The organism is Paenibacillus oryziterrae (assembly GCF_042610485.1).
Lineage (GTDB): Bacteria > Bacillota > Bacilli > Paenibacillales > Paenibacillaceae > Paenibacillus_AQ.
On record NZ_JBGJZO010000001.1, the window covers coordinates 112,318 to 136,462 of the forward strand.

Below are 24,145 nucleotides of genomic sequence, written 5' to 3' on the forward strand. Positions count from 1 at the left end.
GTGAGAGAAATGGAGAATGGTGAGGAAGTGCTGAGTGAAGCTTACTGGCAGGCCGTTGTTGCGAATGATGCTTCTTACGATGGCAGGTTTTATTATGCGGTAAAAACAACAGGGGTGTACTGCCGTCCATCCTGCAAATCCAAGCTGCCGAATCCGCAAAATGTCCGTATATTCACTACATCGCAGTATGCTGCGGAGGCGGGATTCCGTCCCTGCAAAAGATGTAAGCCAACGGGAGAGCGTCTGCCTGACAAAGAGTGGGTGGAGATCATAACTAATTACATTGACCAAAATTATATGGACCCCCTAACGCTTGAGACCTTAGCGGATATGTGCCATGGCAGTCCTTATCATCTTCACCGCACGTTTAAAAAAATCATGCACATTACCCCTGTAGATTATATACAGCACACAAGAATAACTAAGGCCACCGAATACCTGATTCAATCGGACAGGTCGATTGCGGACATTGCAGCTCAAGTAGGCCTGCCGAATACGCCATATTTTATTACATTATTTAAAAAGAAAACCGGACTAACCCCTGTGCAGTACCGCTTCAGGAACACACAGCAATCCAGCGGCGGGAGTCCAAATCATTCGGAGGTGCCAGGGAATGGATACTAATACCAAACCGGTCGTTTATTGGACCTTGATTGCTTTTAAAGAGTGGACGTTCTATATTGCTGCGAGTGAGCAGGGATTATGTTATGTAGGCCCGCAGGACAAACCTTTCAGCGAACTGGCGGATTGGGTCAAATTCCGACTCCCTGGCAGTTCCTTGGAGCGGGATGATGATCGGCTTGAGCAGGCGTCAGTTGAACTGAAAGAATATTTGCTGGGTGAACGCCGGAGTTTCTCGGTACCTCTGGATTTGTACGGCACACCCTTCCAGCAATCCGTCTGGCAAGCATTATGCGACATCCCATACGGGCATACCTGGTCATATTCCGATGTAGCGCTCCATATCCACAAACCGGCTTCTGTACGTGCGGTCGGCGCAGCGATCGGGGCGAATCCCATCCTGATTACAGTTCCCTGCCACAGGGTGATTGGTAAGAATGGTGCAATGACCGGTTACCGGGGCGGCTTAAACATGAAGATTGAATTGCTGGGCCTCGAACAAAAAGCGTCATTGGTAGATGCGAAGTAAGGTCATGTCATACCCGTAAGGTCATGTTATAATGGAGTAAAGCATTCATATTCAGCATGATCTGAAACTTGCAGTGCCTTATTGGAGGTATAGTGTGGCAAAACCAAAAGTAGCAAAACGGCCGACCAGAGATGAATTTGTGCTGGAGGAGATTGGCAACCAGTTGACCGAAGCCAAAATGGAAGATTCCGAGATTCTTTTGACCGTATGGGGCAAGGAAGAGCAGGTCCGGGGACGAATCACTGAAATGGACCCGCGAACCGGCAGGGTACACGTCAGCTGCAATGAAGGGATCAATAAGGTTCCTTTTATGGATATTATGAGAGTTGATTATCCAAGAGATTAAGTGTTCAAAGGGAGGGAGAGTCCAAACGGTCTGTTGACGGCCGATAGACGCTCCCTTTTTTTGCATGATGGAATAAATATACGGAAGAATGGGGGGATATCATGATCATCGACGAGAGGGAATTTTGTGTTAAAGGAGTCCGTTATACGGTCAGATCTGCAATCCACAGTGATGCCCGGGCATTATCTGCACTAAGACTACAGATTGATGGAGAGACCGAGCATTTGGACCGGGAGCCGGGGGAAGCTTTTATTGATGCAGCGGGTTTTGAACAATTGATCCAGGCAGATTCTGAGAATAGCAGAAACTTGTTTTTGGTAGCAGTTGTCCAAGATGAAATCGTCGGGTTCTCCAGATGTGAAGGCAGCCCCTTAAGACGATTTGCTCATAAAGTCGAATTTGGAGTATGCGTACTACAAGAGTACTGGGGCTACGGAATTGGAACTAATCTGCTACGTGAGTCGATCACTTGGGCAGACACCCAGCAACTTACCAAAATGACTTTAAAAGTGCTGGAGAGAAATGAACCCGCCATCGCACTCTATAAAAAGCTGGGTTTTGAAATCGAAGGGGTACTGAAAAAGGATAAACTACATTCCAGCGGTATCTACTACAACACCATTGTGATGGGCAGATTCAGAGCCTAAATTGGGATCAATACAGCATTCTCCACAAATAAAAAGTGGCATACGCCTCCCAGCCGCCCCACCCGGCGGATACTTCTATAATTTCAGCTCGTGTCGGCTTGCGGTCCAGCTTCAGCATCATTTTTAGCACATTATGCAGTCCCACATCATCAATGGGAAAAGCCGCAGTCATCCTCAGACACCGCATCAGTACATAGTTGGCCGTCCACGGACCGATTCCCCGGATGGAGATTAGCATACGCTCCGCTTCCTTAATACTACCTGTGTTCATCAGACTTTCTTTGGTCAGTTCTCCGTTAGCGATAAGTCGGGCAACGCCGATCAGGTATTCGGATTTCTTGACGGTGAGCCTTATAGGCTCCAGATCCTCTACCGTCAGAGCGGCGATGGTCTCTGCAGCAGGGAAAATCCAATATTCCTTACCCTCACACTCCACCCGGGTACCCAGATGCTCGACCAGTCGTCTTTTTAGCGTATAGGCAAAAGCTAGATTAATCTGTTGACCGATGATCCCCCAGCATAAAGCTTCAAATAAATCGGGAATGCCGATAATCCGCAGGCCGTAAAGGGAATCCGTTGCCTGCTTCAGCAGCACGTCACTTTCGGCAAGCGCATAGAAAGGGGTTAAGTCCCTGTCCAGATCCAGCCATTCCCGAACGTACGCAGTAACTTCCTCTCTGGCAATATCCGAATGTGGAGCGGTATCTCCCAGAAAACGAATGGTCAAGTAACCAGGTGAATTCCCGCTGAGCTCAATGACTACTATTTGATTACCAATCTCAAGCGCCTTGTATATCCGCTGATCTTCGATCCGGTACAGGCATTCATTCGGGGAACGTTCGAAATAGTTCAGATTCTCCGCGAAGCTGAATTCCCGGGGAACGATCATCTTTATTTCAGTGTTCATCTCTTCATCAATCCTCCATTTAAGTCCTTCCAATGTAGCATAAATATCGTGACCGTAATTTCGTTATCTTGCTCTTATATTCAGGATGCAGTTATTGACGGAGGCTGTATTGTGAATATACTGTAATCAGGTCAAGCCCGAATGAATGAAAGGAAGGATGTATTCCAGATGTCAGTTACTAAGACGAATGCCATGCGTATGCTGGATTCCAAGAAAATTCCGTATGAAATACATATCTATGACAATGAAGACGGCCAGATCCACGGAACGGCGGTTGCCGAAAGAATCGGACTCCCTCCGGAAATCGTCTTCAAGACGCTCGTCTCCCACAGCGGGCCGAACCTGTATGTGTTTGTCATCCCCGTCGGGTCAGAGCTTGATCTGAAAAAAGCGGCCAAGGCCGCTGGTGAGAAGAAGATCGAAATGCTGCCCCTTAAGGATCTGCTGAAATGGACAGGTTATGTTCGTGGAGGTTGTTCACCCGTCGGCATGAAGAAGCTGTATCCGACCTTTATTGATGAAAGCGCCGAAACTGGTGCGACAATTGCGGTCAGCGCCGGAAAAATCGGCATGCAGATGGAACTGGCTCCCGGGCTTTTAGCCGCGACCGTCTCTGCCAAGTTTACCGCTTTGGTGAAATAAAAGGGTCATTACTCTTCATTTAAACTACTCGAGCTGTCATGACTTAACCGTCGATATCCGGCCGGAGACAGGCCTGTCCAGCGCTTGAACTGCTTGCTGAAATGGGAGACATCCCGGTAGCCGAGGCGGCGGGCGATGGAATCCACAGATAAATTGTTGTCCATCAGAAGTAGTTTGGCTTGGCGGCTAATTAGTCCGGACAGATACTGGCGCGGCGACAACCCGTAAATTTGGTGAAAAGCACGGTTGCAATGGGTGGTGCTGTAGCCAAGTCTTGCGGCAATCGTCTCAATTCCGCCATCCCTCTCACCAGTGGCCTCCGCTGCGGCTACGGTCTGTTGCAGCAGCCGTTCAATGGCGTTAGCCAATGCAACGGTATTCTCTGTCGCCTCTGATGGGATTCGGTTGACAGTCTGCGGCATTTCCGAAAGCACCCAACCGCTAAGTGCGGTGAGAAGCTGGAGGGAGGCATGAAGCGTTGCCAGACGGGTTCTATGGGAATCGGCGGTTTCAGACAGGATGGTAGAGCTGATAATGTTATCGAGCGCGGAGCGGATCTCTTTAATTTCAGGAGTGTTACCGCTCAGGCAGACTGAATTCGTCGTCAGCAGTGCACGGCGCAGCGTCAGGTCGTCGATATCGAAATGCAGGCAGTAATAGGTCATGTCGCTGCCGCTTGGTCCAGGCCCTTGGCTGGAATGCGGTGTGCCGGGATGAATAAACAGAATATCCCCGCTCTGCTGGTTGTAGCTTTGGCCGTTCACGGTCATATGCTGCTCTCCCTGAAGCACGACATTGATTTCAAACATGGGGTGCGTGTGGAGCGGATACTGCCACTGCTCGTTTACCTTGCGCCAATGTGCGGCAAAAATATGAAACGCGGCCTGGATATCGGGAGACATCCGTCCGTCGATGGAATTCATGGTACCAGGAACATTTGTATTCATGCTCAGCCTCATTTGCAAATGAAATAATGGGTTTATTATATCATAGCCTCGTCAATGTATGATTTGCCCAAATAAGTGCAGGCTTTAACCCTGTGCTCTCTGAGGACCTGGAGATAAGATAAGGATGAACCCGGATGATCTCCGGGATATCTGCCGGAGGGAGTGCATTTCACGTATGCCTCAGAACCAGTTTTTTAATGCCCATCATTCACCAATCGGCGCTTTTGCCAGCTTTACCTTAGGTTTTCCCGGATCAGGCGGCGGCTTCGACCTGGAAATCGGCAAATCGCCGAAGCAAAACATATTCATCGGCCTGGAGCGTCACGATGGCCAGGGTTACGATACGCTCCCCTTTCATGAGCAAGCAGGGGACGATGAGAGCAAACGCTATGATATCGAGAATCCGGACCCGAATCCAGACAAGCCGCGGATTCTCCATCCTTTTGCTAAAGAAGAGATTACCAGAGATTTCAGATTGGCTACAGATAGCTGGAGCGCAGGCGATCTGACCTTTCGTATTCTGTCTCCGGTACGTTCTGTCCCGGACCCGGAGTTAGCTTCTGCAGATGAGTTGAAGGATGTGCTGCTGCCGGCAGTACTCGTGGAGATCGAGGTGGATAACCGGACATCGAATGCCGCACGCCGTGCATTCTTCGGTTTCCAAGGGACGGACGCCTACAGTGCGATGAGAAGGCTGGACGATGTATCCCCGGCGCTTACCGGAGTTGGACAGGGGCGATTCCTCGCCATTGCAGCGGAACGGGGGAGAGCAGAATCTGCCCTGCATTTTACCTTGGAGGATATTCTGAGTGCAGAACTAAGGGAGAACTGGACCTTCGGCCTCGGGCATGTCGGTGCCTTGATCATGGATGTTCCGGCAGGTGTGAAAGAGACTTACCGTTTCGCTGTCTGCTTCCATCGTTCCGGTTACGTAACCTCCGGTATTGACGCATCCTATTATTACAACCGTTTCTTCAGCAATGTAGAAGCCGTGGCAGAATATGCGCTGTCCCGGTTCGATGCATTGAAGGAAGCGGCTCTGCAGGCCAATGAGCTGCTTGCAGATACCGGACTCTCCGAAGACCAGACGTTTATGCTGGTCCATGCTATTCGCAGCTATTATGGTTCAACTCAACTGCTGGATTACAACGGCAAGCCGTTCTGGATCGTCAATGAAGGCGAATACCGGATGATGAATACCTTTGACCTGACTGTAGACCAGTTATTCTATGAACTGAAGATGAATTCATGGACGGTACGCAATGAGCTGGATATGTTTGTAGAGCGGTTCAGCTATGAGGATACGGTTCGTTTCCCGGGAGATTCGACCGAATATCCGGGTGGCATCAGCTTTACGCATGACATGGGTGTTGCCAATGCAGTATCCCGTCCGGCGTATTCTTCGTATGAGCAGTATGGTATCGACGGATGCTTCTCTCATATGACCCATGAACAGCTGGTGAACTGGGTGTTATGTGCCGCAGTGTACGCCGAGCAGACCGGAGACAATGCATGGATGCAGCGCAATTTAAGTGTACTGGAACGCTGCCTGGACAGCATGCTGAACCGCGATCATCCCGATCCGGAGCAGCGTAACGGCATTATGGGACTCGACAGCTCGCGTACGATGGGCGGGGCGGAGATTACAACCTACGACAGTCTGGATGTCTCTCTCGGCCAGGCGCGCAACAATATCTATCTGGCGGGTAAAAGCTGGGCCGCATACGTGGCGATGGAGAAAATATTCACCGATCACGGCCGGGTCGACCTGTCTAAGGTTGCCGGTGATCAAAGTGACCGCTGTGCAGCGACGATTGTTGCCCATGTAACCGAGGACGGCTACATTCCTGCGGTAATCGGAGAAGGCAACGACTCGAAGATTATTCCGGCCATCGAAGGACTTATCTTCCCTTACTTCACCGGTTCCAAGGAAGCATTGGAGCGGGAAGGACGGTTCTCCGCTTATATTGGCGCGCTGGATACACATCTGCATGCGGTTATGCACAAGGGGGTATGTCTGTTCGAGGACGGCGGCTGGAAAATCTCCTCAACCAGCAACAACAGCTGGCTGAGTAAAATTTACCTGTGTCAGTTTATCGCCAGGGAAATCCTTGGCTTGCCTTGGGATGAAAGTGGCCGCGAGGCCGACCGTGCTCATGTGGCCTGGCTGACCCATCCGGAGCTCTCCATCTGGAGCTGGAGTGACCAGATCATCTCCGGGGAAATTACCGGAAGCAAATACTACCCGCGTGGAGTGACAGCTATTTTATGGCTGGATGAGACGCGGAACTAATCCAAAACAAAGGGTTCTATGGAAGTCACTTCCATAGAACCCTTTTTTAAATATCCTTACAGCTTCTTATCATCAATTCCGTCCAGCCAGGCTTCAATATCGCCAATCACGGAGCTGATGCAGCCGTCCTCGAAAGGAGACGTCAGACCGGCAAGCTCTACCAGCTTGACGAAAGGCTGGCTTCCGCCGGCCTGACAGAGACGCAGATAGTCGCTCCAGGCGGCGGCGAAATCTTCTTTCGAGCGTTTCCAGAACTGAAAGGCGCACAGCTGGGCCAACGTATAGTCGATGTAATAGAACGGCATCGCATAGATGTGAGCCTGTTTTTGCCAGAAGCCGCCCTGCTCCAGATACATATTGCCTTCATACTTGCGGTGGGGCAGATATTTTCGTTCAATTTCACGCCATGCCTGTTTGCGTTCAGCAGGGGTCGCATCCGGGTTGTCGTACACGAAATGCTGGAATTCATCGACAGATACCCCGTACGGAATGAACAGCAGACTGTCTGCGAGATGGTTGAAACGGTATTTATCGGCTTCCTCCAGGAAGAACAGGTCCATCCATGGCCAGCAGAGAAACTCCATACTCATGGAATGAATCTCAGCGGCTTCCGAGGTAGGGAACGCATATTCAGGTACATCAATATTCCGGCTTTCATAGACTTGGAAGGCATGGCCTACCTCGTGGGTGAGCACATCGATATCCCCTGAGGTTCCATTAAAGTTGGAGAAAATGAACGGTAACTTGTAATCGCTGAAATATGTACAATATCCGCCGCTTTGTTTCCCTTTTTTGCTGACCAGATCCATTAGCCCGCGCTCTTGCATCAGGCTGAAGAACTCATCTGTCTCCGGGGACAGCTCCTTGTACATTCTCGCACCACCCGCGACAATCCAGTCGGGATCACCTTTGGGAGTAGCATTACCGGAATTGGAGTTGAGGTTCTCATCATAATAGAGCAGTTCATCGAGGCCAAGACGCTCGGCTTGGCGTTGTCTCAGCTTTTGCGAGACCGGAACGATATGTTCCAGCACCTGCTTGCGGAAGTTCGCCACCATCGCCGGGTTGTAATCCGTACGCGTCATCCGGTCATAACCCATCTCTACAAAGCTGCTGTAGCCCAGTTTTTTGGCCATCCCCACACGTACTTGAACTAGTTCGTCATAAATCCGGTCCAGTTCAGCTTCGTGTTCGGAGAAAAAGCCGTATTTAGCTTCGGATGCGTTCTTGCGCATGTCACGGTCAGTTGATAATTCGAAAGGCGCGAGCTGCGACAATGTGCGTTCTTCGCCTTCAAACATGATTTTGGCCGAGGCAATCAGCTGGTAGTATTCGGTGGACAGCTTATTTTCCAGCTGCAGATCCTCGATGATCTCGGGGCTAAAGGTACGGAGTGAGACTTCGGCAAATTGGAGCAACTGCGAGCCATATTCCTCTTCAAGACCTGCTCTGAATTTGGAATCAACAAGCGCCTGATAATACCTGGTAACATATTCCTGGATAACCGGACCGACTTCATCCATGAATTCCTGCTCCGCTTTGAAGAATTCATCCGTCGTGTCGATCGAATGGCGGACACTGGCCAGTGTCTGCATGGTGTCGAACCCGCTGCGCAGTTTGTTGATCTCGGTAACGGCAGCCTTTTGTTCCTCAAGGGTTGAAGCGGTAATCAGGACGTTCAGCAGTTCGGTGAAATCAGCTTTGAGCTTCTCTACGTCGGGACGTTCATAACGGTACTCGCCAAACTTCATTAATCAATCAACCCTTCCTGGATAAGATAACCTCTATTATAATATTTGGAAAATATTTTACCACTGTATAATTGAATAAGTGAGAAGCCAGTTTTTTTGTTTTCCTTTTTCGCTCCATCCATGCTATTATTATTTGTTACGAAATGAATGGAAGACTAAGGAGATCAAATGACATTTAATGAATTGAATATTGTACCTGAGATTCTAAAAGCTCTGGACAAAGAGAATTATACTTCACCCACACCTATACAAGAGCAGGCTATCCCTGCTGTTCTAGCCGGCAGAGATCTGCTTGGCTGTGCTCAGACAGGAACCGGCAAGACGGCTGCTTTCTCTGTCCCGATCATTCAACTGCTGCACGGACAGAAGAAATCTGGAGCAGGACGGAGAATCCGTTCCCTGATTCTGACACCAACCCGGGAGCTGGCACTGCAGATTTCCGATAATATCAAAGCGTATAGCCAGTTTACCGATATTCGCTGCACTGCTATCGTTGGCGGCGTATCTCAAAAAGCGCAGGAGCGTGCGCTCAGCCAGGGTGCCGATATTCTGATCGCGACGCCGGGCCGGCTAATCGACCTGCTGTCCCAGAAACGTGTAGACCTGCAGCATGTTCAAATTCTGGTGCTGGATGAAGCTGACCGGATGCTGGATATGGGCTTTATCCATGATGTTAAGCGTATCATCGCTAAAATGCCTGTTAAAAAGCAAACTTTGTTCTTTTCCGCAACGATGCCTTCCGAAATTGAGAAGATGGTTAAGTCTCTTCTTGTTAATCCAATAAGAGTTGAGGTTACTCCTGTATCTTCCACGGTCGACCGGATTACACAATCGATCTATCTGCTCGAAACGGGTAACAAGCAAAATCAGCTCAACATCTTGCTTCAGGATCCGTCTATTGCTTCAGCGTTGGTCTTTACACGGACCAAACGCGGTGCCGACCGAGTAACCCGTGATTTGGCGAAGGTCAATGTAACGGCACAGGCCATCCACGGCAACAAATCACAAAATGACCGGCAGAATGCTTTACGTAATTTCAAGAGCGGAGCAACCCGGGTGCTCGTGGCTACAGATATCGCAGCCAGAGGGATTGATATTGATGAGCTGTCTCACGTCATAAACTTTAATCTGCCTAACATTCCGGAAACGTACGTTCACCGGATCGGACGTACCGGCAGAGCTGGACTGAGCGGCACCGCCATTTCGTTCTGCGAGGCGGAAGAGCTTCCTTTCCTTAAGGATATCGAGAAATTAATTGGGAAGACGATACCTGAGGTGAAGGATCATGCCTATCCGATGAAACGGAAGACTGTGGCTGCCAAGGAGCAATCAACTCCCAAACAGACACAAACCAAATCTTCACAACAAGGGAAGCGGCCGCAAGCCAGACCCTCCCAAGGGAAGCCGGCATCAGTTGGAGCGCCTGGAGCAAAGTCAGGGGCAGCCAAGCCCAAATCGGCGAAGCCAGCATCCGCCCAGGTTTCATCCGCAAGACCTTCGGTCTATAAATCGGCTGCAGGCCAACCGACCGGAGCCAAGGCAAACTCATCGCGCAAGCCGCAATCCGATTGGTACCGTAAAGGTGCGGCGTCAGGAGTCAAATCCGGCAGATCCGCCACTTAACATTAGATAGTAAGAAGGTTGTTCTCTTAGCCATAATGGCCGAGGGAACAACCTTTTTTTGATTAGTACTGTTACGATCCCACCTAATTGCCGAACATCTCCTTATAGTCCTCCAGATAAGCATCAATCACAGTTGGCTGCTCCCCGGTGAGCGTGTTGTAGGCGTTCGTAACGCCACCGGCCAGCCCGATCTTGGTGACCAGATGAAGTCCTGCGACCACATTAATGTACTTGGCATCCAGCCCTTTTGCTAGCATGCAAGCTTTGAACTCTTTAAGTGAAGGATTGGCATAGTGGATGGGGCGTCCTAGTGCTGCCGTCATCTTCTTCGCCACTTCGTAGAAATCAAGTGCCTGACTTCCAGTCAGGGCATACTTTTTGCCGTAATGTTTATTCCCTTCAGTAAGGGAGCGGGCAGCAATTTCGGCGATATCCCTGATATCCGTAAAGCTGGTTTTGCCTTTTCCGGCAGGGACGTAAATCCGGTCATTCGTGATCAGCTCATCCAGCAGGAACAGGTTCAGATTCTGCATGAAATAACCCGCTCTAAGGAAGGTGAAGGGAATGCCGCTGCGCCGGATTTCCCTCTCATTCTTGTAATGGGGAATGAACGGCATATATTGTGCATCCTTCACGGATAAGTAGACGATGTGGCGGACGCCTTGTTGTTTCGCAGTGCGGATAAAACCGTGAAATCCTTCAAAGGCCGTTTCAGGTGGATACATCAGGAAGAGGCGGTCGATGCCCTGCAGGGCCGGTACAAAGGTTTCGGACCGGGCATAATCCAGTTTTACATAGGAATAAGTATTTCCATATTGGAGTGTTGCCTGCTTCGGATCACGTACAGCACAAACCATTTCAGCGTCTTTTGCGCTCAGGCGTTTAGCGACCTCCCGGCCAGTATTTCCGGTAAATCCCGTAACTAAAATTGCTCCCATTTTCTCACAACTCCTCTTTGCCATTCTGATATGAAAGGATAGATTCCGATAAGCGGTTCAAGGTTTGGACGGTGACAAGCAGTTCGTCTTCCGTATAACCCTTAAGAATCTTCCCGAACATTTCGATATGCTCACCTTTTCTACGATTCACGTACTCCATCCCGGCGTCAGTCAGCTCAATCCAACTGATTCTGCGGTCTTTCGTATCCCGGGTTCTGCTGATTAATCCCATACGCTCTAACTTATCGGCAACAGCAGTTGCTGCTCCGGGTGTGAGAGAGAAATATTCCGAGATTTCAATGGTTTTGATTCTTCCTTTGCGAACGATCATGAAGAGCAGGTAGACATAGCTATCCGGTATATCATCAGGATCTGTAGGCTTTGTGACTTCCGAGGTCAGCTCCTGCAGTTGTTTTATGGCAATAATCAGTTGTTCAAAGAGATCCATTATGCTCATCCTCCGCAAAATACTTCAATGACTAAAATATATAACGATTAAATTAATATTGCAACTGTTCATCCATTCCCACCATTTGCATATCTGTCTGAAAGACGCCATAATATTACTTACAAAAAGTAATCTATTTATCCATGTGGAGGTAACCATATGAAAGCTGAACTATTATTCAAACCATTTCATGCAGGAAATCTGCACCTGTCGAACCGGATTGTTATGGCACCTATGACCCGTGCATTCTCGCCGAACGGAGTACCCGGGAAAAATGTGGCCGAATACTACCGGAAACGTGCAGAGGGTGGAGTAGGCCTGATCATTACCGAAGGAACGGCAATAAATCATCCTGCAGCGGTAAGTCACCCCGATATCCCCAATATTCATGGCGAGTCAGCATTAGCTGGATGGGAGCAGGTTGTCCATGAAGTTCACGCGGCCGGCGGCAAAATAATCCCTCAGCTGTGGCATGTCGGTATGGCACGCGAGATCGGTGCACTTCCGAATAAGGAGGCACTGCCAATCGGCCCTTCAGGCCTTGATTTATCCGGTAACTCTGTGACCGCGCCGATGACTGAAGAAGAGATTGACGGAATTGTGGCTGCTTTCGCCGCTGCTGCCGCTGATGCCAAAAGAATCGGCTTTGATGGAATCGAACTGCATGGAGCCCATGGTTACCTGATTGATCAGTTCTTCTGGGAGAAGACCAATGTCCGTACCGATCAATACGGTGGAGATCTGGAGGCACGCACTACTTTTGCGGTGAAGATTATTGAAGCCTGCCGCACTGCAGTGGGTCCCGATTTCCCGATCGTGCTCCGTTTCTCACAGTGAAAAGCGGGAAATTATGATGCTAAGCTCGCGAAGACCCCAGATGAGCTCGAACGATTCCTGGCGCCACTCAGCCGTGCAGGTGTGGATATCTTCCATTGCTCCACGCGTCGTTTCTGGCTTCCGGAGTTTGAGGGCTCTGAACTGAATCTGGCAGGCTGGACAAAGAAGCTGACGGGCAAACCGACAATTACCGTAGGCTCAGTAGGCTTGAACAGTGAGTTCGTAAGTGCCGTTACCGAAAAGAACGAAGAGGACAATATGGAGCGGCTCTTGGAAATGCTGGAGAAGGAGGAATTTGATCTAGTAGCAGTTGGTAGAGTGCTGATCAGTGATCCTTCCTGGCCTGCAAAAGTCCAAAGCGGCAGTAATGATGAGATCATTCCTTTTACATCCGCGGCAACACGGACATTAGCATAATATAAGGGTAGACAAGAACAGCGGGTGTCCCAAGCAGCGATTCCCTGTTTTAGGTGACACCCGCTTCCAAAGTAACGTTCTCAAGTTCATGTTCTATATGTTATAATTTTGTATTGGCAAAATTAAAAATAATGGTTAATCAATAGAGGACGTGAACTTCATGACGAAAGAAAGTCAGAGCTCACCGGACTTAAAATCCGGCAAGGGTTCGAAGAACTATGCTCAATATTTCGATTTCACAGACGCCAAGATTATTGCTGAAGAGGAAGGCAAGACGACATACCGTATTAAAGGCCGGAACGTGCAGATTAACAGCCAGCCTGATTACAAGGAGGGCAAACGCCGCGGCAAGGAAGATATCGAGGTCCACTATGATTTCGCTATTCCTGAGGATATGCAGAATTTCGGAGTGGATAAGTACTATCATATTACCACCTATGGCTGCCAAATGAATGAACATGATACCGAGACCATGAAGGGTCTGCTGGAGCAGATGGGTTACCGCAGCGTGGAGGATCGCAATCAAGCCGATCTTATTTTGCTTAACACCTGCGCAATTCGTGAGAATGCTGAAGATAAGGTGTTCGGAGAGCTCGGACATCTGAAAACTTTGAAGCTTGAGAGACCGGGTCTACTGCTTGGGGTATGTGGCTGCATGTCGCAGGAGGAAGGCGTCGTGAACCGGATTATGTCGAAGCACGGATTCGTCGATATGATCTTCGGCACACATAATATCCACCGTCTGCCGCACCTCATCAAGGAGGCTGTGTTCAGCAAGGAGCTTGTAGTTGAGGTATGGTCCAAGGAAGGCGATATTATTGAGAACCTGCCGAAGAAACGGGAGGGTATGCGGGCCTGGGTGAACATTATGTACGGCTGCGATAAGTTCTGCACGTACTGTATTGTGCCATTTACTCGTGGTAAGGAGCGCAGCCGCCGTCCGGAGGACGTCATCGCGGAAGTGCGCGAGCTTGCCCGCCAAGGCTTCAAGGAAGTAACGCTGCTTGGACAGAATGTGAATGCATACGGTAAGGATTTTACCGATATTAACTATACATTTGGTGATTTAATGGATGATATGCGCCTGATCGATATTCCGCGCATCCGTTTCATGACCTCGCACCCGCGTGATTTCGACGACCGTCTGATCGAGGTGCTGGGCAAAGGCGGCAATCTGACGGAGCATATTCACCTTCCGGTTCAATCCGGCAGCAGTGAGGTGCTCAAGAAAATGAGCCGTAAATATACGCGTGAACGGTACCTGGAGCTTGTTGCCAAGATCAAGGCGGCAGTGAAAGATCCTGTACTTACCACCGATATTATCGTGGGCTTCCCGGGCGAGACCGAGGAACAATTCGAAGAGACATTGTCACTCGTACGCGAAGTCGGTTTCGACATGGCATACACCTTTATCTATTCTCCACGTGAAGGCACACCGGCCGCTTCCATGGAGGACAACGTGCCAATGGACGTCAAGAGCAAGCGTCTGCAACGGCTGAATGATCTGATCAAAGAGAACAGCCGGATCAGCAACGACCGGATGCTGGGCGAGGTTGTAGAGGTATTGGTAGAAGGGGAGAGCAAGAACAACACAGATGTACTTGCCGGACGTACCCGCAGCAACAAGCTGGTTCATTTCGAAGGATCTAAGGAGCTAATTGGCACCTTTGTACAGGTCAGAATTACAGATGCCAAAACCTGGTACATTAAAGGCGATTATGTGGTAGAGGCTGCCGTACTCAATTAAATCATACAGAATGGGGCGATTCATGTGTCAACAGAAGAAGGACGTCTGAACCAATACGGAATGCCTAGCTACAACACCCGCGATTTAATTGTACGTGATGATATTATGGGCAAAGCTAAGGAATTAGCCTCGCTGATCTCTACCAGTGAAGAGGTCAGGCATTTCCAGCAGGCTGAGCAGAAGATTCAGGCACACGAACGTGTACAGGGACTGATTGCCACCATCAAGAAGAAGCAGAAAGAGATCGTAGCTTTCGAGAGCTTTAAGAATAAAGATATGGTCGCCAAAATAGAGCGCGAAATCGATGAGCTTCAGGATGAGATCGACTCCATTCCGCTCGTTACCGAGTTCCAGCAAAGTCAAAGCGATATCAACTACCTCCTGCAATTGGTCATTTCAGTGATCCGCGACACCGTCTCCGAGAAAATCAATGTGGAGGCAGGCACGGAAGCACCACCTTCCAAATGCGGCGAATAATCGGGCAAAAGACAAGGGCGGATCAACTATCCGTCCTTGTCTTTGAATAAGCTTGTTGATTTTCCAAGATCAGGTTTGGTACATTAAAAGGTACGATAGCAAATTTAAGCAGCGGCAAAGGATGGATTAACAGTGAGCGAGAACGGGGAACAAACCTATAATACCAAAAAGTACCGCACACCGGACGGTGTTCCGGCCGACATTGTCATGTTCACATTGACCAAGCGGGAACGGAAGACCGTCACCAAGACGCTTCCTTTGCGTGAATTAAAAGTTATGCTGATTCGGCGCAAGAAATGGCCATATGCCGGAATGTGGGCGTTGCCGGGCGGATTCTGCCAGGAGGACGAGTCTATATATGATGCGGCCACACGGGAACTTAAAGAAGAGACGGGTGTAGACGGCGGTCATCTGGAATATCTGGGCGTATACAGTACACCAGGCCGCGACCCGCGCGGATGGATCATCAGCCACGCATTTTTTGCACTGGTGGAGGAATGGATGCTGGAGCACCGGCAGGCCTCCGATGATGCAGGTGAAGTCGGCTTATTCACATTGCAGGAAGCGCTGGAGGAGCTGGAGCTGGCGTTCGACCATCACGATATTATTACGGATGCGTATTTGCGGATTCAACAGCAGATGCTGCAGACAACGATTGCACGGCAATTTTTGCCACGGCATTTTACATTAAGCGAGCTGTATCAGGTCATTCAGACGGTAGTTCCTGAATTTAAGGAGCCTAACTTTATCCGGAAAATCACCTCAACACGCAGCCGCGAGGGTATACTGCAGGAGGTGCGGGACGAGGACGGTAACTCGCTCAGTTCCAACCAGTACTCCCAGCGTCCGGCCCAGCTCTATATGTTCACGGATCATGAACCGCTGCTGTCCATTTATACATAGCTTGTGGGGAGGTCATACTAATGAGAGCATTGATTGTTATTGATTACACCAATGATTTTGTAGATGGAAACCTTCCGGTCGGTCAGCCGGGAATGGATATTGAAGCCAGGATCTGTTCGCTGACCCGTGAGTTTGCGGAGGGCGGAGATTTTGTAGTCATGGCAGTGGATCTTCATGAAGAGAATGACCCCTATCATCCCGAGAGCGCTTTGTTTCCTCCCCATAACCTGCGGGGTACTACAGGACGTGAGCTTTACGGGAAGATGAAAGATGTTTACGAAGAACACAAGAAGACGATCTATTGGATGGACAAAACGCGTTACAGCGCTTTTTGCGGCACTGATCTTGAGCTGAAGCTGCGGGAACGGGAAATCACCGAATTGCATCTGATTGGCGTCTGTACGGATATTTGCGTGCTTCACACGGCTGTTGATGCTTATAACAAAGGATTCAAGATCGTTGTACATGAAGATGCGGTTGCCAGCTTTAATCCTGCGGGACACGCATGGGCACTGGGGCATTTTCAGGGCAGTCTCGGAGCGAAGGTTGTTAACGGAGTTTAAACCCGCTGTGCTAGACAGGAGATGACGAGTTGAAAAGGGAACTTGCCCTACATACAGACAAATATCAGATCAACATGATGTATGCGCATTGGGTGAACGGAAGCCATAAACGCAAAGCGGTATTCGAAGCGTATTTCCGTAAATTGCCGTTTGGCAATGGATTTGCTGTATTTGCAGGATTGGAACGTATTGCTAACTATATTGAGGGTCTGCGTTTCTCCGAAGAGGATATCCGCTATTTGTCGGAGCAGGAAGAGAATTATGCACCTGCATTCCTGGAGGAACTGCTGCAGTTTCATTTCCAGGGTTCTCTCTATTCCATGAAAGAAGGGGCTTTGGTCTTTCCTGACGAGCCATTGATTCGCGTGGAAGGGACGATTATGGAGGCACAACTTGTCGAGACTGCCATTCTGAACTTTATGAATTACCAGACTCTGATTGCGACTAAAGCTTCCCGGATCAAGCAGGTGGCAGGCGATGATATTCTGCTGGAGTTTGGTACTCGCCGTGCCCAGGAAGCGGATGCTGCGGTATGGGGTGCACGGGCGGCATATGTCGGCGGCTTTGACGCCACTTCTAATATGCTGGCCGGTAAACTGTTCGGTATCCCTACAAAAGGGACGCATGCCCACTCTTGGGTACAGAGCTTTGCAAGCGAGCAGGAGGCCTTTGATGCGTACGCCAAGGTTATGCCGGACGGGGTAACCCTACTGGTGGACACCTTTGATACGCTTCGCAGCGGGGTGCCGCATGCCATAGAGACGGCCAAAAAGCTTGAAGCTGCTGGCAAACGAATGAACGGCATCCGCCTCGACAGCGGTGACTTAGCTTATTTGTCACGGCAGGCGCGTAAGATGCTGGATGATGCGGGATTATCATATGTGAAGATTGTCGCCTCTAACGATCTGGATGAGAATACGATTAAGGATCTGAAGCTGCAGGGTGCTGCAATCGACACATGGGGAGTAGGCACTCAGCTCATCACAGCCTCGGATCAGCCTTCGTTGGGCGGTGTATATAAACTGGTCGAGATCGAGTCCGCAACAGGAGAAATGGTGCCGACGATCAAAATCTCTTCCAACCCAGAGAAAGTCTCCACCCCTGGTAAAAAGGATGTTTTCCGTATCGTCGGTACAAATGGAAAAGCACTGGCTGATTATATCAGCTTTCCGGAAGAGGAGGCTCCGCGCAGCGGGAAGAGGATTAAGCTCTTCAATCCCCTGCATCCTTATTTGCAAAAGAATGTGGATCATTATGAAGCCCTGCCTATGCTGACGCCGGTGTATGTTAACGGATTCCGTACGTATGATCTCCCGGATTTAGATAAGATCCGCCGGTATCACCGTGAACAATTGGATCTCTTCTGGCCGGAATACCTGCGGAAGCTGAATCCTGAAGTATATCGCGTCAATTTAAGCAAAGAGGTTTGGAGCCGCAAGCAAAAGCTCATCGAAGAGCATATGCAGCCGGATGAAGAGTAGTTGAGTAACCTTTCTTCTCCAACATGGACTGCTTCCTCATGTATATCATGGGGGGCAGTTTTTCGTGATCAGCTGCAAAAGGGGAAAGAATGAGACGAAATTACCATTGACGATATTAAAATGGAATAATATATTAAAAATGAACAAATTTACATGATGAAACTATCAGCAAGATCTAGCTCGCTTATGTTTTTTTCGCGGCAAAAGTTAAAGCGCTTTAACTTTTGCCGCGAAGGTTCATCCATTTCATCATGCGGGGAGGTGAGACCGAAAAAGGATAAGTTTTAATAGCAGAAATTTTGAAAACATCAACTAAAGGAGCGAAGCTTAATGAAAAAGGTTCGAATGCCGCTGTTAAGCTGGAAAAGTCTTTTCCTGCTATGCCTGGCTTTGATGATTTTGCCTGCCGGTTCAGCGTTTGCCGCCGTCAACAAGCCGTTTCCGCAGCACACTACGTATACAAGCGGTTCTATCAAACCGAATAATGTCACACAGACCGCCATGGACACTTCAGTCAAGACCAAATGGAACGAGTGGAAAGCGGCGTATCTCAAAACGGCCGGTACCGGTAAATATTATGTCAAATATAACCCGGAAGGTGAAACGGTGTCCGAAGCCCATGGTTACGGAATGCTGTTCACCGTTCTGATGGCGGGAAATGACGCCAATGCCCAGACGTATTACAACGGACTCTATAACTACTACAAAGCTCATCCGAGTGCAATCAATCCCTATCTGATGTCATGGAAGCAGAACAGCAACTTTCAGAACATAGAAGGTGAAGACTCTGCTACAGACGGTGATATGGACATCGCTTTTTCACTGCTCTTGGCGGACAAGCAATGGGGTAGTAGCGGAACGATCAATTACCTTCAGGCTGCCAAAAATATCATCGGAGCTATCATGGACAACGAAATTAATCAGACTCAGTGGACTATCCGTCTCGGAGACTGGGCGAACAGCGGCTCCTATAATACAGCAACCCGCCCCTCGGACTTCATGCTGAATCATTTGAAAGCCTATCAGGCAGCCACAGGAGACACCCGGTGGAAGAACGTTACAGACAAGACCTATACGATCATCAACAGCTTGTATAACGGTTACAGCGCAAGTACAGGACTTCTGCCGGATTTCGTAGTCTATTCTGGTGGTGTGTATACTCCAGCCCCTGCCAATTTCCTGGAGGACGCGAATGACGGAAGCTACAATTATAACTCCTGCCGTACTCCTTGGCGGATTACTACCGATTATTTATTAACCGGAGACAATCGGGCGCTCTCCCAGCTGAATCAGCTGAACAGCTGGATTAAGACGAAGACAGGCAGTACTCCGGGCAGCATCAAGGATGGGTATAAACTGAACGGAACTGTCTTCGGAAGTTACAACAGCGGAGCATTTTATGCGCCTTTCGGTGTCAGTGCAATGACATCGTCTACCAACCAAAGCTGGCTGAACGCCGTATGGAGCCATACTGCGGGCAGTTCTTCGGAAGGTTACTATGAAGACAGCATCAAGCTGTTCTCGCTTATCGTAATGTCCGGGAACTGGTGGACTTACTAGTCGAAATGTAGTTCAGTGAAAGAGCCCTTCCTTTACGAAGGGCTCTATTTTTTGTGTGATATAAATCATGATAAATGTGATAAATTTAACATCTTAATTTTTAATTTTATTGCTAAATTAAGTTGGTAGATTAGTAGCGTGAATGCGAAGTTCACACATTGCACACAATTGGCGAATTTCGTGGCAGTTAAGCTGCTGTGAAGGTAACGCTCGCCTGTAGTGTATAAAGAAACCCTTGGAAATCTATAAATTATTCTGATTCCTATCATGCGGATAATGCAAGATTTGTCACTTCGCGACCCGCTAAATCACGTTACAATTTTTGAAAAAGTCAAAAGGATGTTATTCTAGTTGACCAACTGAAAGGGGCTATGTCGGTGGTACAGTTGCCAAAAGTTAATGAGCTTGGGTTCTTCGAGATTCGTCTGGAATCCATAGGAGGCCTGGGTGCGAACCTTGCCGGAAAAATGCTTGCAGAAGCCGGAGTTGTAGGCGCAGGGTTGAACGGTGTCAGTTTCTCATCCTATGGTTCGGAGAAAAAAGGCTCACCTGTTAAAGCACATATCCGTTTTTGCGATTTAAACACACATATCCGCGACACTTCACCGGTTGAACGCCCTCACGTAGTTGGCGTGTTCCATGAAGCGCTGGCTAAAACTGTTAATGTAACAAGCGGGATTTATGACCATAGTACGGTGCTAATCAATTCGGCGAAAACACCGGAAGAGCTTAAGAAATCGATGAACATGCTGGCCGGTACGATTGCTGTTGTAGATGCGACCAGTATTGCTTTAGATGAGAAGAACCGCGTAAATATGGCCATGCTGGGCGCCCTGTTTCGGATGTGTGACTTCCTGGACCCCGAGATTATGAAGGGTGTTATTGAGAAATCCCTCGGCAAAAAATACCCGCAGGCTGTGCAATCGGCACTGACTACGTTTGAGCGCGGATTTAATGAAGTGAAGTTTATGCACTTCCCGCTGCCGGCTGGCGTTACCATGCCTGAATTTGTACGTACCGATATTTCTCCGCTTGGCTATGAAACTCAGCCTATCGGCGGAACGATCATCAATACGGGAAGCAGCTTCCTGAAGAATCTGAGCATTTCACGCTCCGGTATGCTTCCGCATTTCAAAAGTGAAGATTGCATTCATTGCGCACAATGTGACACAGTATGTCCAGATCTATGTTTTGTATGGGAAGAGCAGCCGGACAAGAAAGGCCGTCCGCAAATGTTCCTGCAAGGCATCGATTACCAATATTGTAAAGGTTGTCTGAAATGCGTAGAAGCATGTCCGACAACGGCTCTCTCCAGTGAACGTGAAGAAGAAGGTTATGCGGATACACATACGGTTCGTCAGCATTTCGATCTTGTAAACCAAGCTTAAAGCAGGAAGGAAAGGTGGAACACACATGGCTATCGATTATGAAAAAGAAGTAGGCTCTGCCAAGGTAGAGCAGAAATTTCTATATGAATCAGGTAATGAAATGGCAGCCTATGCTGCGCATCAGATCAACTATCATGTTATGGGTTATTTTCCAATCTCCCCATCGACAGAAGTTGCTCAATTTCTCGACACGATGAAAGCTGCCGGACAGCATGATATTATGCTGATTCCTTCCGACGGCGAGCACAGCTCTGCCGGAATCTGCTATGGTGCAGCAACCGCCGGTGGACGGGTATTTAACGCTACAAGTGCCCAGGGTTATATGTTCATGCTGGAGCAGATGCCGGTGCAGTCGGGCACACGGATGCCGATGGTTATGAACCTGATTTGCCGTTCGATTTCCGGTCCGCTGAATATTCATGGTGACCACTCCGATTTGTATTTTGCACTGAATACAGGCTGGCCGATTCTGATGTGCCGTGATCCGCAGTCTGTTTATGATATGAACCTCATGGCGCTGAAATTGGCGGAGCATGCGAAAGTGCGGCTTCCGGTTATGGTTGCTTCTGACGGTTATTTCACTTCTCACCAAAAACGTCGTGTACAAGCCTTCGCCCACCGTGCGGATGTGCATAAATTTGTCGGTGAGCAGCCGCCAGTCGGCTTCACGGACACGCTTGACCGCAACAATCCGGTAACTGTAGGTCCTTACATGAACGAGCCGGATTACATCAATAACAAATACCAACAGTCGGTTGCTATGTACAATGCCGGGGAAGTATTCGAAGAAATCGCCAAAGAATTCGGAGAATTGACCGGACGCCACTACCCGATGATTGAGCAATACCGGATGGAGGATGCAGAGGTTGCCGTATTCCTGATGAACTCCGCTTCGGAGATTATCAAGGATGTTGTAGACCAGCTTCGTCTTCAAGGAATCAAAGCGGGTGCGATCTCCCCGAACATGATTCGTCCTTTCCCGCAGAAGCAAATCGCTGAAGCGCTGAAGAACGTTAAAGCGATTACTGTCGGTGACCGCGGGGATTCTATCGGTGCACACGGCGGGAACATGGTCAATGAAATTAAGGCAGCCCTGTTCACTCACGGCAACACAACAACCAAAGTAATCAGCCGGATCTATGGTCTGGGCGGCAAGGACTTTTATGCCGAGGATGGACACAGCTTCTTCCAGTTGGCTCTGGATGCCATCGCTGCGGACAAGGTTGAAGTGCCATTCGATTATTACGGTCATAACCCTGGTACCCCGGAAAATGCACCGAAACGTCTCCTGAAGCCAATGGATTTCGATTTGCTGAAGACGGGTCTGATTACCGTGAAGCAGGATGAAGAAACGGGTAAGCTAAGCGTACGGATTCCACCACTGCGCAATCTGACCAGAAAGCCAAAACGGCTTGCCCCAGGACATGGAGCTTGCCCAGGCTGTGGTATTTTCTCCGGACTGGAGACTTTCTTCAAAGGAATCGAAGGGGATATCGTAGCACTGTACCACACAGGCTGTGCTATGGTTACTACTACCGGATATCCTTATTCTGCACATAAATCTACCTTCATCCATAACCTGTTCCAGAATGGCGCTGCGACCCTTTCCGGTGTCGTGGAGATGTTCTGGGAACGCAAACGCCGGGGAGAGCTGGATAGCCTTGGGTTGCTGGATGATTTCACTTTTGTAATGGTAACGGGTGACGGCGGTATGGACATCGGTATGGGTCCGGCTATCGGTGCGGCACTGCGCGGCCACAAAATGATTATCGTGGAATACGATAACGAAGGTTACATGAACACAGGAGCCCAGCAGTCGTATTCAACACCACTTGGACACCGTACTTCCACCTCCAGCATTGGTAAACACCAGCAGGGTAAGGTGACTCAGCATAAGGATACCGCTCAGATCATGGCGGCTACCAATATTCCTTATGTGTTCACTGGCTCTGAAGCTTACCCGCAGGATTTGGTGAAAAAGGCGGCCAAAGCTCAGTGGTATGCGCAAAATGAAGGATTAGTGTATGGTAAAATCCTGATCGCCTGCCCGCTGAACTGGATGTCCGATGATAAGGAAGGCACGAACATCGTCTCCCTTGCCGTGAATTCCTGCTTCTTCCCGCTGTACGAGGTGGAACACGGAATCACGAATATCACCTATAATCCGGAAGATAAAGACAACCGGATCGAGCTTTCCGCTTGGCTGAAAACGATGGGCAAAACCCGCCATCTTCTGAAGCCGGAGAACGAGCCTGCCCTGCGTGCTTTTGAAGAAGAGGTACAGCGCCGCTGGAACCGCCTGAAAGTGAAACACGAGCACCCGGATTTGTAATATTGAAGCAAGGACACTTATCACCATATGCATTTTGAACAAGCCCGGCAGAGTAATCTGCCGGGCTCTTTATTTTGATATTTTCATCACTTCTTATGTACGCAGAATATTTTATCCTGCGGCAAGCCATGCTAAACATCATTAAGAATACGCTGTTTAGCAGGAAAGAGGGATGGAAGAGATGAATAGACGTATGGCAGGAATACTGGCAGCGTCATTAGTTCTCGGGATGGCACTAACAGGCTGTACCCGTGATCAGGCACAGGGGGGAGCCGGGAATTATAAAATTAAGACATACCAGGATGGTGCACAACATGTCTTATCACAGGGGAAAGGTATTAACGTACGCGTACTGAATGATATCCGCCGCTCGTTTGCAAGGGAGCAAATGAGACTGACCAATGAAGGATATGCCGAGGATGGACGGGGTAACGTCACCTATCAATACACTATTGAGAACAAACCATCGCAATGCATTACAATCCATGCATTTACCAGCCGCCATGAACTGCTGAACCGGATGCCTCACTGGTATGGGCAGAACAAGGTTGTAGCTACTCCTACTTCCCGAGTCGAAATCTATAACGGCCGAAATGCTTCGATAGTCTATACATCTATAGGTAGGGATAAAGGGAAGTATTCGGATCAAATCAAGGCAATGTCCCCGCGCCTGCTGGATGAGTTAAATCTGCCGCAGGATCATATCCCCTCAGGCGAAGCAAGGATTTTTCATGAATGAAGCTGCATC

General features: G+C 49.1%; 21 protein-coding genes and 1 pseudogene. 17 read left to right on the forward strand and 5 right to left on the reverse strand.

Going from position 1 to position 24,145, the window contains the following annotated elements:
• Positions 1 to 9: 9 nt before the first annotated feature.
• From ACAN55_RS00560 to ACAN55_RS00575, 4 genes are all read left to right on the forward strand, one after another.
• Positions 10 to 624, forward strand: a complete 615-nt coding sequence (locus ACAN55_RS00560) for a bifunctional transcriptional activator/DNA repair enzyme AdaA (protein ID WP_379127530.1) — start codon at positions 10 to 12, stop codon at positions 622 to 624.
• The gene (locus ACAN55_RS00565) at positions 614 to 1,150 is read left to right on the forward strand and encodes a methylated-DNA--[protein]-cysteine S-methyltransferase (protein WP_379126706.1); all 537 of its coding nucleotides are present in this window, start codon (positions 614 to 616) and stop codon (positions 1,148 to 1,150) included. Before ACAN55_RS00560 ends, ACAN55_RS00565 begins: the two co-directional genes overlap by 11 nt.
• A gap of 94 nt (positions 1,151 to 1,244) precedes the next feature.
• Entirely contained in the window at positions 1,245 to 1,496 is a 252-nt protein-coding gene (locus tag ACAN55_RS00570) for a YolD-like family protein (RefSeq protein WP_379126708.1), read from the forward strand.
• Between the two features lie 101 nt (positions 1,497 to 1,597).
• The gene (locus ACAN55_RS00575) at positions 1,598 to 2,143 is read left to right on the forward strand and encodes a GNAT family N-acetyltransferase (RefSeq protein ID WP_379126710.1); all 546 of its coding nucleotides are present in this window, start codon (positions 1,598 to 1,600) and stop codon (positions 2,141 to 2,143) included.
• Positions 2,144 to 2,150: 7 nt separating this feature from the next.
• Here ACAN55_RS00575 and ACAN55_RS00580 read toward each other — a convergent pair whose 3' ends face one another.
• Entirely contained in the window at positions 2,151 to 3,050 is a 900-nt protein-coding gene (locus tag ACAN55_RS00580) for a DNA-3-methyladenine glycosylase family protein (protein ID WP_379126712.1), read from the reverse strand.
• Positions 3,051 to 3,218: 168 nt separating this feature from the next.
• Here ACAN55_RS00580 and ybaK point away from each other — a divergent pair, with 168 nt between their 5' ends.
• Positions 3,219 to 3,692, forward strand: a complete 474-nt coding sequence (gene ybaK, locus ACAN55_RS00585) for a Cys-tRNA(Pro) deacylase (protein ID WP_379126714.1) — start codon at positions 3,219 to 3,221, stop codon at positions 3,690 to 3,692.
• A gap of 8 nt (positions 3,693 to 3,700) precedes the next feature.
• On the opposite strand, the gene ACAN55_RS00590 is transcribed toward ybaK, so the two are convergent.
• Positions 3,701 to 4,639, reverse strand: coding sequence for an AraC family transcriptional regulator (locus ACAN55_RS00590; RefSeq protein WP_379126716.1), 939 nt, complete (start codon positions 4,637 to 4,639; stop codon positions 3,701 to 3,703).
• Positions 4,640 to 4,814: 175 nt separating this feature from the next.
• Here ACAN55_RS00590 and ACAN55_RS00595 point away from each other — a divergent pair, with 175 nt between their 5' ends.
• The gene (locus ACAN55_RS00595) at positions 4,815 to 6,932 is read left to right on the forward strand and encodes a glycoside hydrolase family 52 protein (protein WP_379127533.1); all 2,118 of its coding nucleotides are present in this window, start codon (positions 4,815 to 4,817) and stop codon (positions 6,930 to 6,932) included.
• A gap of 56 nt (positions 6,933 to 6,988) precedes the next feature.
• Here ACAN55_RS00595 and ACAN55_RS00600 read toward each other — a convergent pair whose 3' ends face one another.
• Positions 6,989 to 8,683: a M3 family oligoendopeptidase gene (locus ACAN55_RS00600; RefSeq protein ID WP_379126718.1), complete on the reverse strand. Its 1,695-nt coding sequence runs from the start codon at positions 8,681 to 8,683 to the stop codon at positions 6,989 to 6,991.
• Positions 8,684 to 8,851: 168 nt separating this feature from the next.
• On the opposite strand from ACAN55_RS00600, the gene ACAN55_RS00605 reads away from it, so the two are divergent.
• Entirely contained in the window at positions 8,852 to 10,306 is a 1,455-nt protein-coding gene (locus ACAN55_RS00605; protein ID WP_379126720.1) for a DEAD/DEAH box helicase, read from the forward strand.
• A gap of 83 nt (positions 10,307 to 10,389) precedes the next feature.
• Here ACAN55_RS00605 and ACAN55_RS00610 read toward each other — a convergent pair whose 3' ends face one another.
• Both ACAN55_RS00610 and ACAN55_RS00615 read right to left on the reverse strand, forming a co-directional pair.
• On the reverse strand, positions 10,390 to 11,244 hold the full coding sequence (locus ACAN55_RS00610) for an SDR family oxidoreductase (RefSeq protein ID WP_379126722.1): 855 nt from the start codon (positions 11,242 to 11,244) through the stop codon (positions 10,390 to 10,392).
• A 4-nt stretch (positions 11,245 to 11,248) separates the two neighbouring features.
• Positions 11,249 to 11,692 (reverse strand): MarR family winged helix-turn-helix transcriptional regulator, encoded by a 444-nt coding sequence (locus ACAN55_RS00615; RefSeq protein WP_379126724.1) that lies wholly within the window; start codon positions 11,690 to 11,692, stop codon positions 11,249 to 11,251.
• A gap of 159 nt (positions 11,693 to 11,851) precedes the next feature.
• Between ACAN55_RS00615 and ACAN55_RS00620 the strand changes: the two are divergent.
• The 10 genes and pseudogenes from ACAN55_RS00620 (at position 11,852) to ACAN55_RS00665 (ending at position 24,136) form a co-directional block, all read left to right on the forward strand.
• Positions 11,852 to 12,946, forward strand: a pseudogene (locus ACAN55_RS00620) (NADH:flavin oxidoreductase).
• 160 nt (positions 12,947 to 13,106) lie between these two features.
• Complete coding sequence (gene miaB / locus ACAN55_RS00625) at positions 13,107 to 14,693, forward strand: tRNA (N6-isopentenyl adenosine(37)-C2)-methylthiotransferase MiaB (protein WP_379126726.1); 1,587 nt, start codon at positions 13,107 to 13,109, stop codon at positions 14,691 to 14,693.
• Between the two features lie 60 nt (positions 14,694 to 14,753).
• A complete protein-coding gene (locus ACAN55_RS00630) occupies positions 14,754 to 15,170 on the forward strand; it encodes a YlbF/YmcA family competence regulator (protein WP_379127535.1) in 417 nt (138 codons plus the stop codon).
• Between the two features lie 132 nt (positions 15,171 to 15,302).
• Positions 15,303 to 16,073 carry an NUDIX domain-containing protein gene (locus ACAN55_RS00635; RefSeq protein ID WP_379126729.1) on the forward strand — a complete coding sequence of 257 codons (771 nt, stop codon included), beginning with the start codon at positions 15,303 to 15,305 and terminating at the stop codon, positions 16,071 to 16,073.
• Between the two features lie 20 nt (positions 16,074 to 16,093).
• Positions 16,094 to 16,636, forward strand: coding sequence for a cysteine hydrolase family protein (locus ACAN55_RS00640; protein WP_379126731.1), 543 nt, complete (start codon positions 16,094 to 16,096; stop codon positions 16,634 to 16,636).
• 29 nt (positions 16,637 to 16,665) lie between these two features.
• Entirely contained in the window at positions 16,666 to 18,117 is a 1,452-nt protein-coding gene (locus tag ACAN55_RS00645) for a nicotinate phosphoribosyltransferase (RefSeq protein WP_379126733.1), read from the forward strand.
• A gap of 330 nt (positions 18,118 to 18,447) precedes the next feature.
• The gene (locus ACAN55_RS00650) at positions 18,448 to 19,677 is read left to right on the forward strand and encodes a family 8 glycosyl hydrolase (RefSeq protein ID WP_379126735.1); all 1,230 of its coding nucleotides are present in this window, start codon (positions 18,448 to 18,450) and stop codon (positions 19,675 to 19,677) included.
• 377 nt (positions 19,678 to 20,054) lie between these two features.
• Entirely contained in the window at positions 20,055 to 21,065 is a 1,011-nt protein-coding gene (locus ACAN55_RS00655; protein WP_379127538.1) for a 2-oxoacid:acceptor oxidoreductase family protein, read from the forward strand.
• Between the two features lie 25 nt (positions 21,066 to 21,090).
• Positions 21,091 to 23,397 carry a thiamine pyrophosphate-dependent enzyme gene (locus ACAN55_RS00660; RefSeq protein WP_379126737.1) on the forward strand — a complete coding sequence of 769 codons (2,307 nt, stop codon included), beginning with the start codon at positions 21,091 to 21,093 and terminating at the stop codon, positions 23,395 to 23,397.
• Positions 23,398 to 23,578: 181 nt separating this feature from the next.
• The gene (locus ACAN55_RS00665) at positions 23,579 to 24,136 is read left to right on the forward strand and encodes a hypothetical protein (RefSeq protein WP_379126739.1); all 558 of its coding nucleotides are present in this window, start codon (positions 23,579 to 23,581) and stop codon (positions 24,134 to 24,136) included.
• Positions 24,137 to 24,145 lie beyond the last annotated feature (9 nt).

Coding starts and splice junctions, on each gene's coding strand:
- ACAN55_RS00560 (WP_379127530.1), top strand. CDS start 10: ATGGAGAATGGTGAGGAAGTGCTGAGTGAAGCTTACTGGCAGGCCGTT.
- ACAN55_RS00590 (WP_379126716.1), bottom strand. CDS start 4,639: ATGAATACAAATGTTCCTGGTACCATGAATTCCATCGACGGACGGATG.
- miaB (WP_379126726.1), top strand. CDS start 13,107: ATGACGAAAGAAAGTCAGAGCTCACCGGACTTAAAATCCGGCAAGGGT.
- ACAN55_RS00580 (WP_379126712.1), bottom strand. CDS start 3,050: ATGAACACTGAAATAAAGATGATCGTTCCCCGGGAATTCAGCTTCGCG.
- ACAN55_RS00640 (WP_379126731.1), top strand. CDS start 16,094: ATGAGAGCATTGATTGTTATTGATTACACCAATGATTTTGTAGATGGA.
- ACAN55_RS00600 (WP_379126718.1), bottom strand. CDS start 8,683: ATGAAGTTTGGCGAGTACCGTTATGAACGTCCCGACGTAGAGAAGCTC.
- ACAN55_RS00605 (WP_379126720.1), top strand. CDS start 8,852: ATGACATTTAATGAATTGAATATTGTACCTGAGATTCTAAAAGCTCTG.
- ACAN55_RS00610 (WP_379126722.1), bottom strand. CDS start 11,244: ATGGGAGCAATTTTAGTTACGGGATTTACCGGAAATACTGGCCGGGAG.
- ACAN55_RS00660 (WP_379126737.1), top strand. CDS start 21,091: ATGGCTATCGATTATGAAAAAGAAGTAGGCTCTGCCAAGGTAGAGCAG.
- ybaK (WP_379126714.1), top strand. CDS start 3,219: ATGTCAGTTACTAAGACGAATGCCATGCGTATGCTGGATTCCAAGAAA.
- ACAN55_RS00630 (WP_379127535.1), top strand. CDS start 14,754: ATGCCTAGCTACAACACCCGCGATTTAATTGTACGTGATGATATTATG.
- ACAN55_RS00575 (WP_379126710.1), top strand. CDS start 1,598: ATGATCATCGACGAGAGGGAATTTTGTGTTAAAGGAGTCCGTTATACG.
- ACAN55_RS00615 (WP_379126724.1), bottom strand. CDS start 11,692: ATGGATCTCTTTGAACAACTGATTATTGCCATAAAACAACTGCAGGAG.
- ACAN55_RS00665 (WP_379126739.1), top strand. CDS start 23,579: ATGAATAGACGTATGGCAGGAATACTGGCAGCGTCATTAGTTCTCGGG.
- ACAN55_RS00565 (WP_379126706.1), top strand. CDS start 614: ATGGATACTAATACCAAACCGGTCGTTTATTGGACCTTGATTGCTTTT.
- ACAN55_RS00650 (WP_379126735.1), top strand. CDS start 18,448: ATGAAAAAGGTTCGAATGCCGCTGTTAAGCTGGAAAAGTCTTTTCCTG.
- ACAN55_RS00595 (WP_379127533.1), top strand. CDS start 4,815: ATGCCTCAGAACCAGTTTTTTAATGCCCATCATTCACCAATCGGCGCT.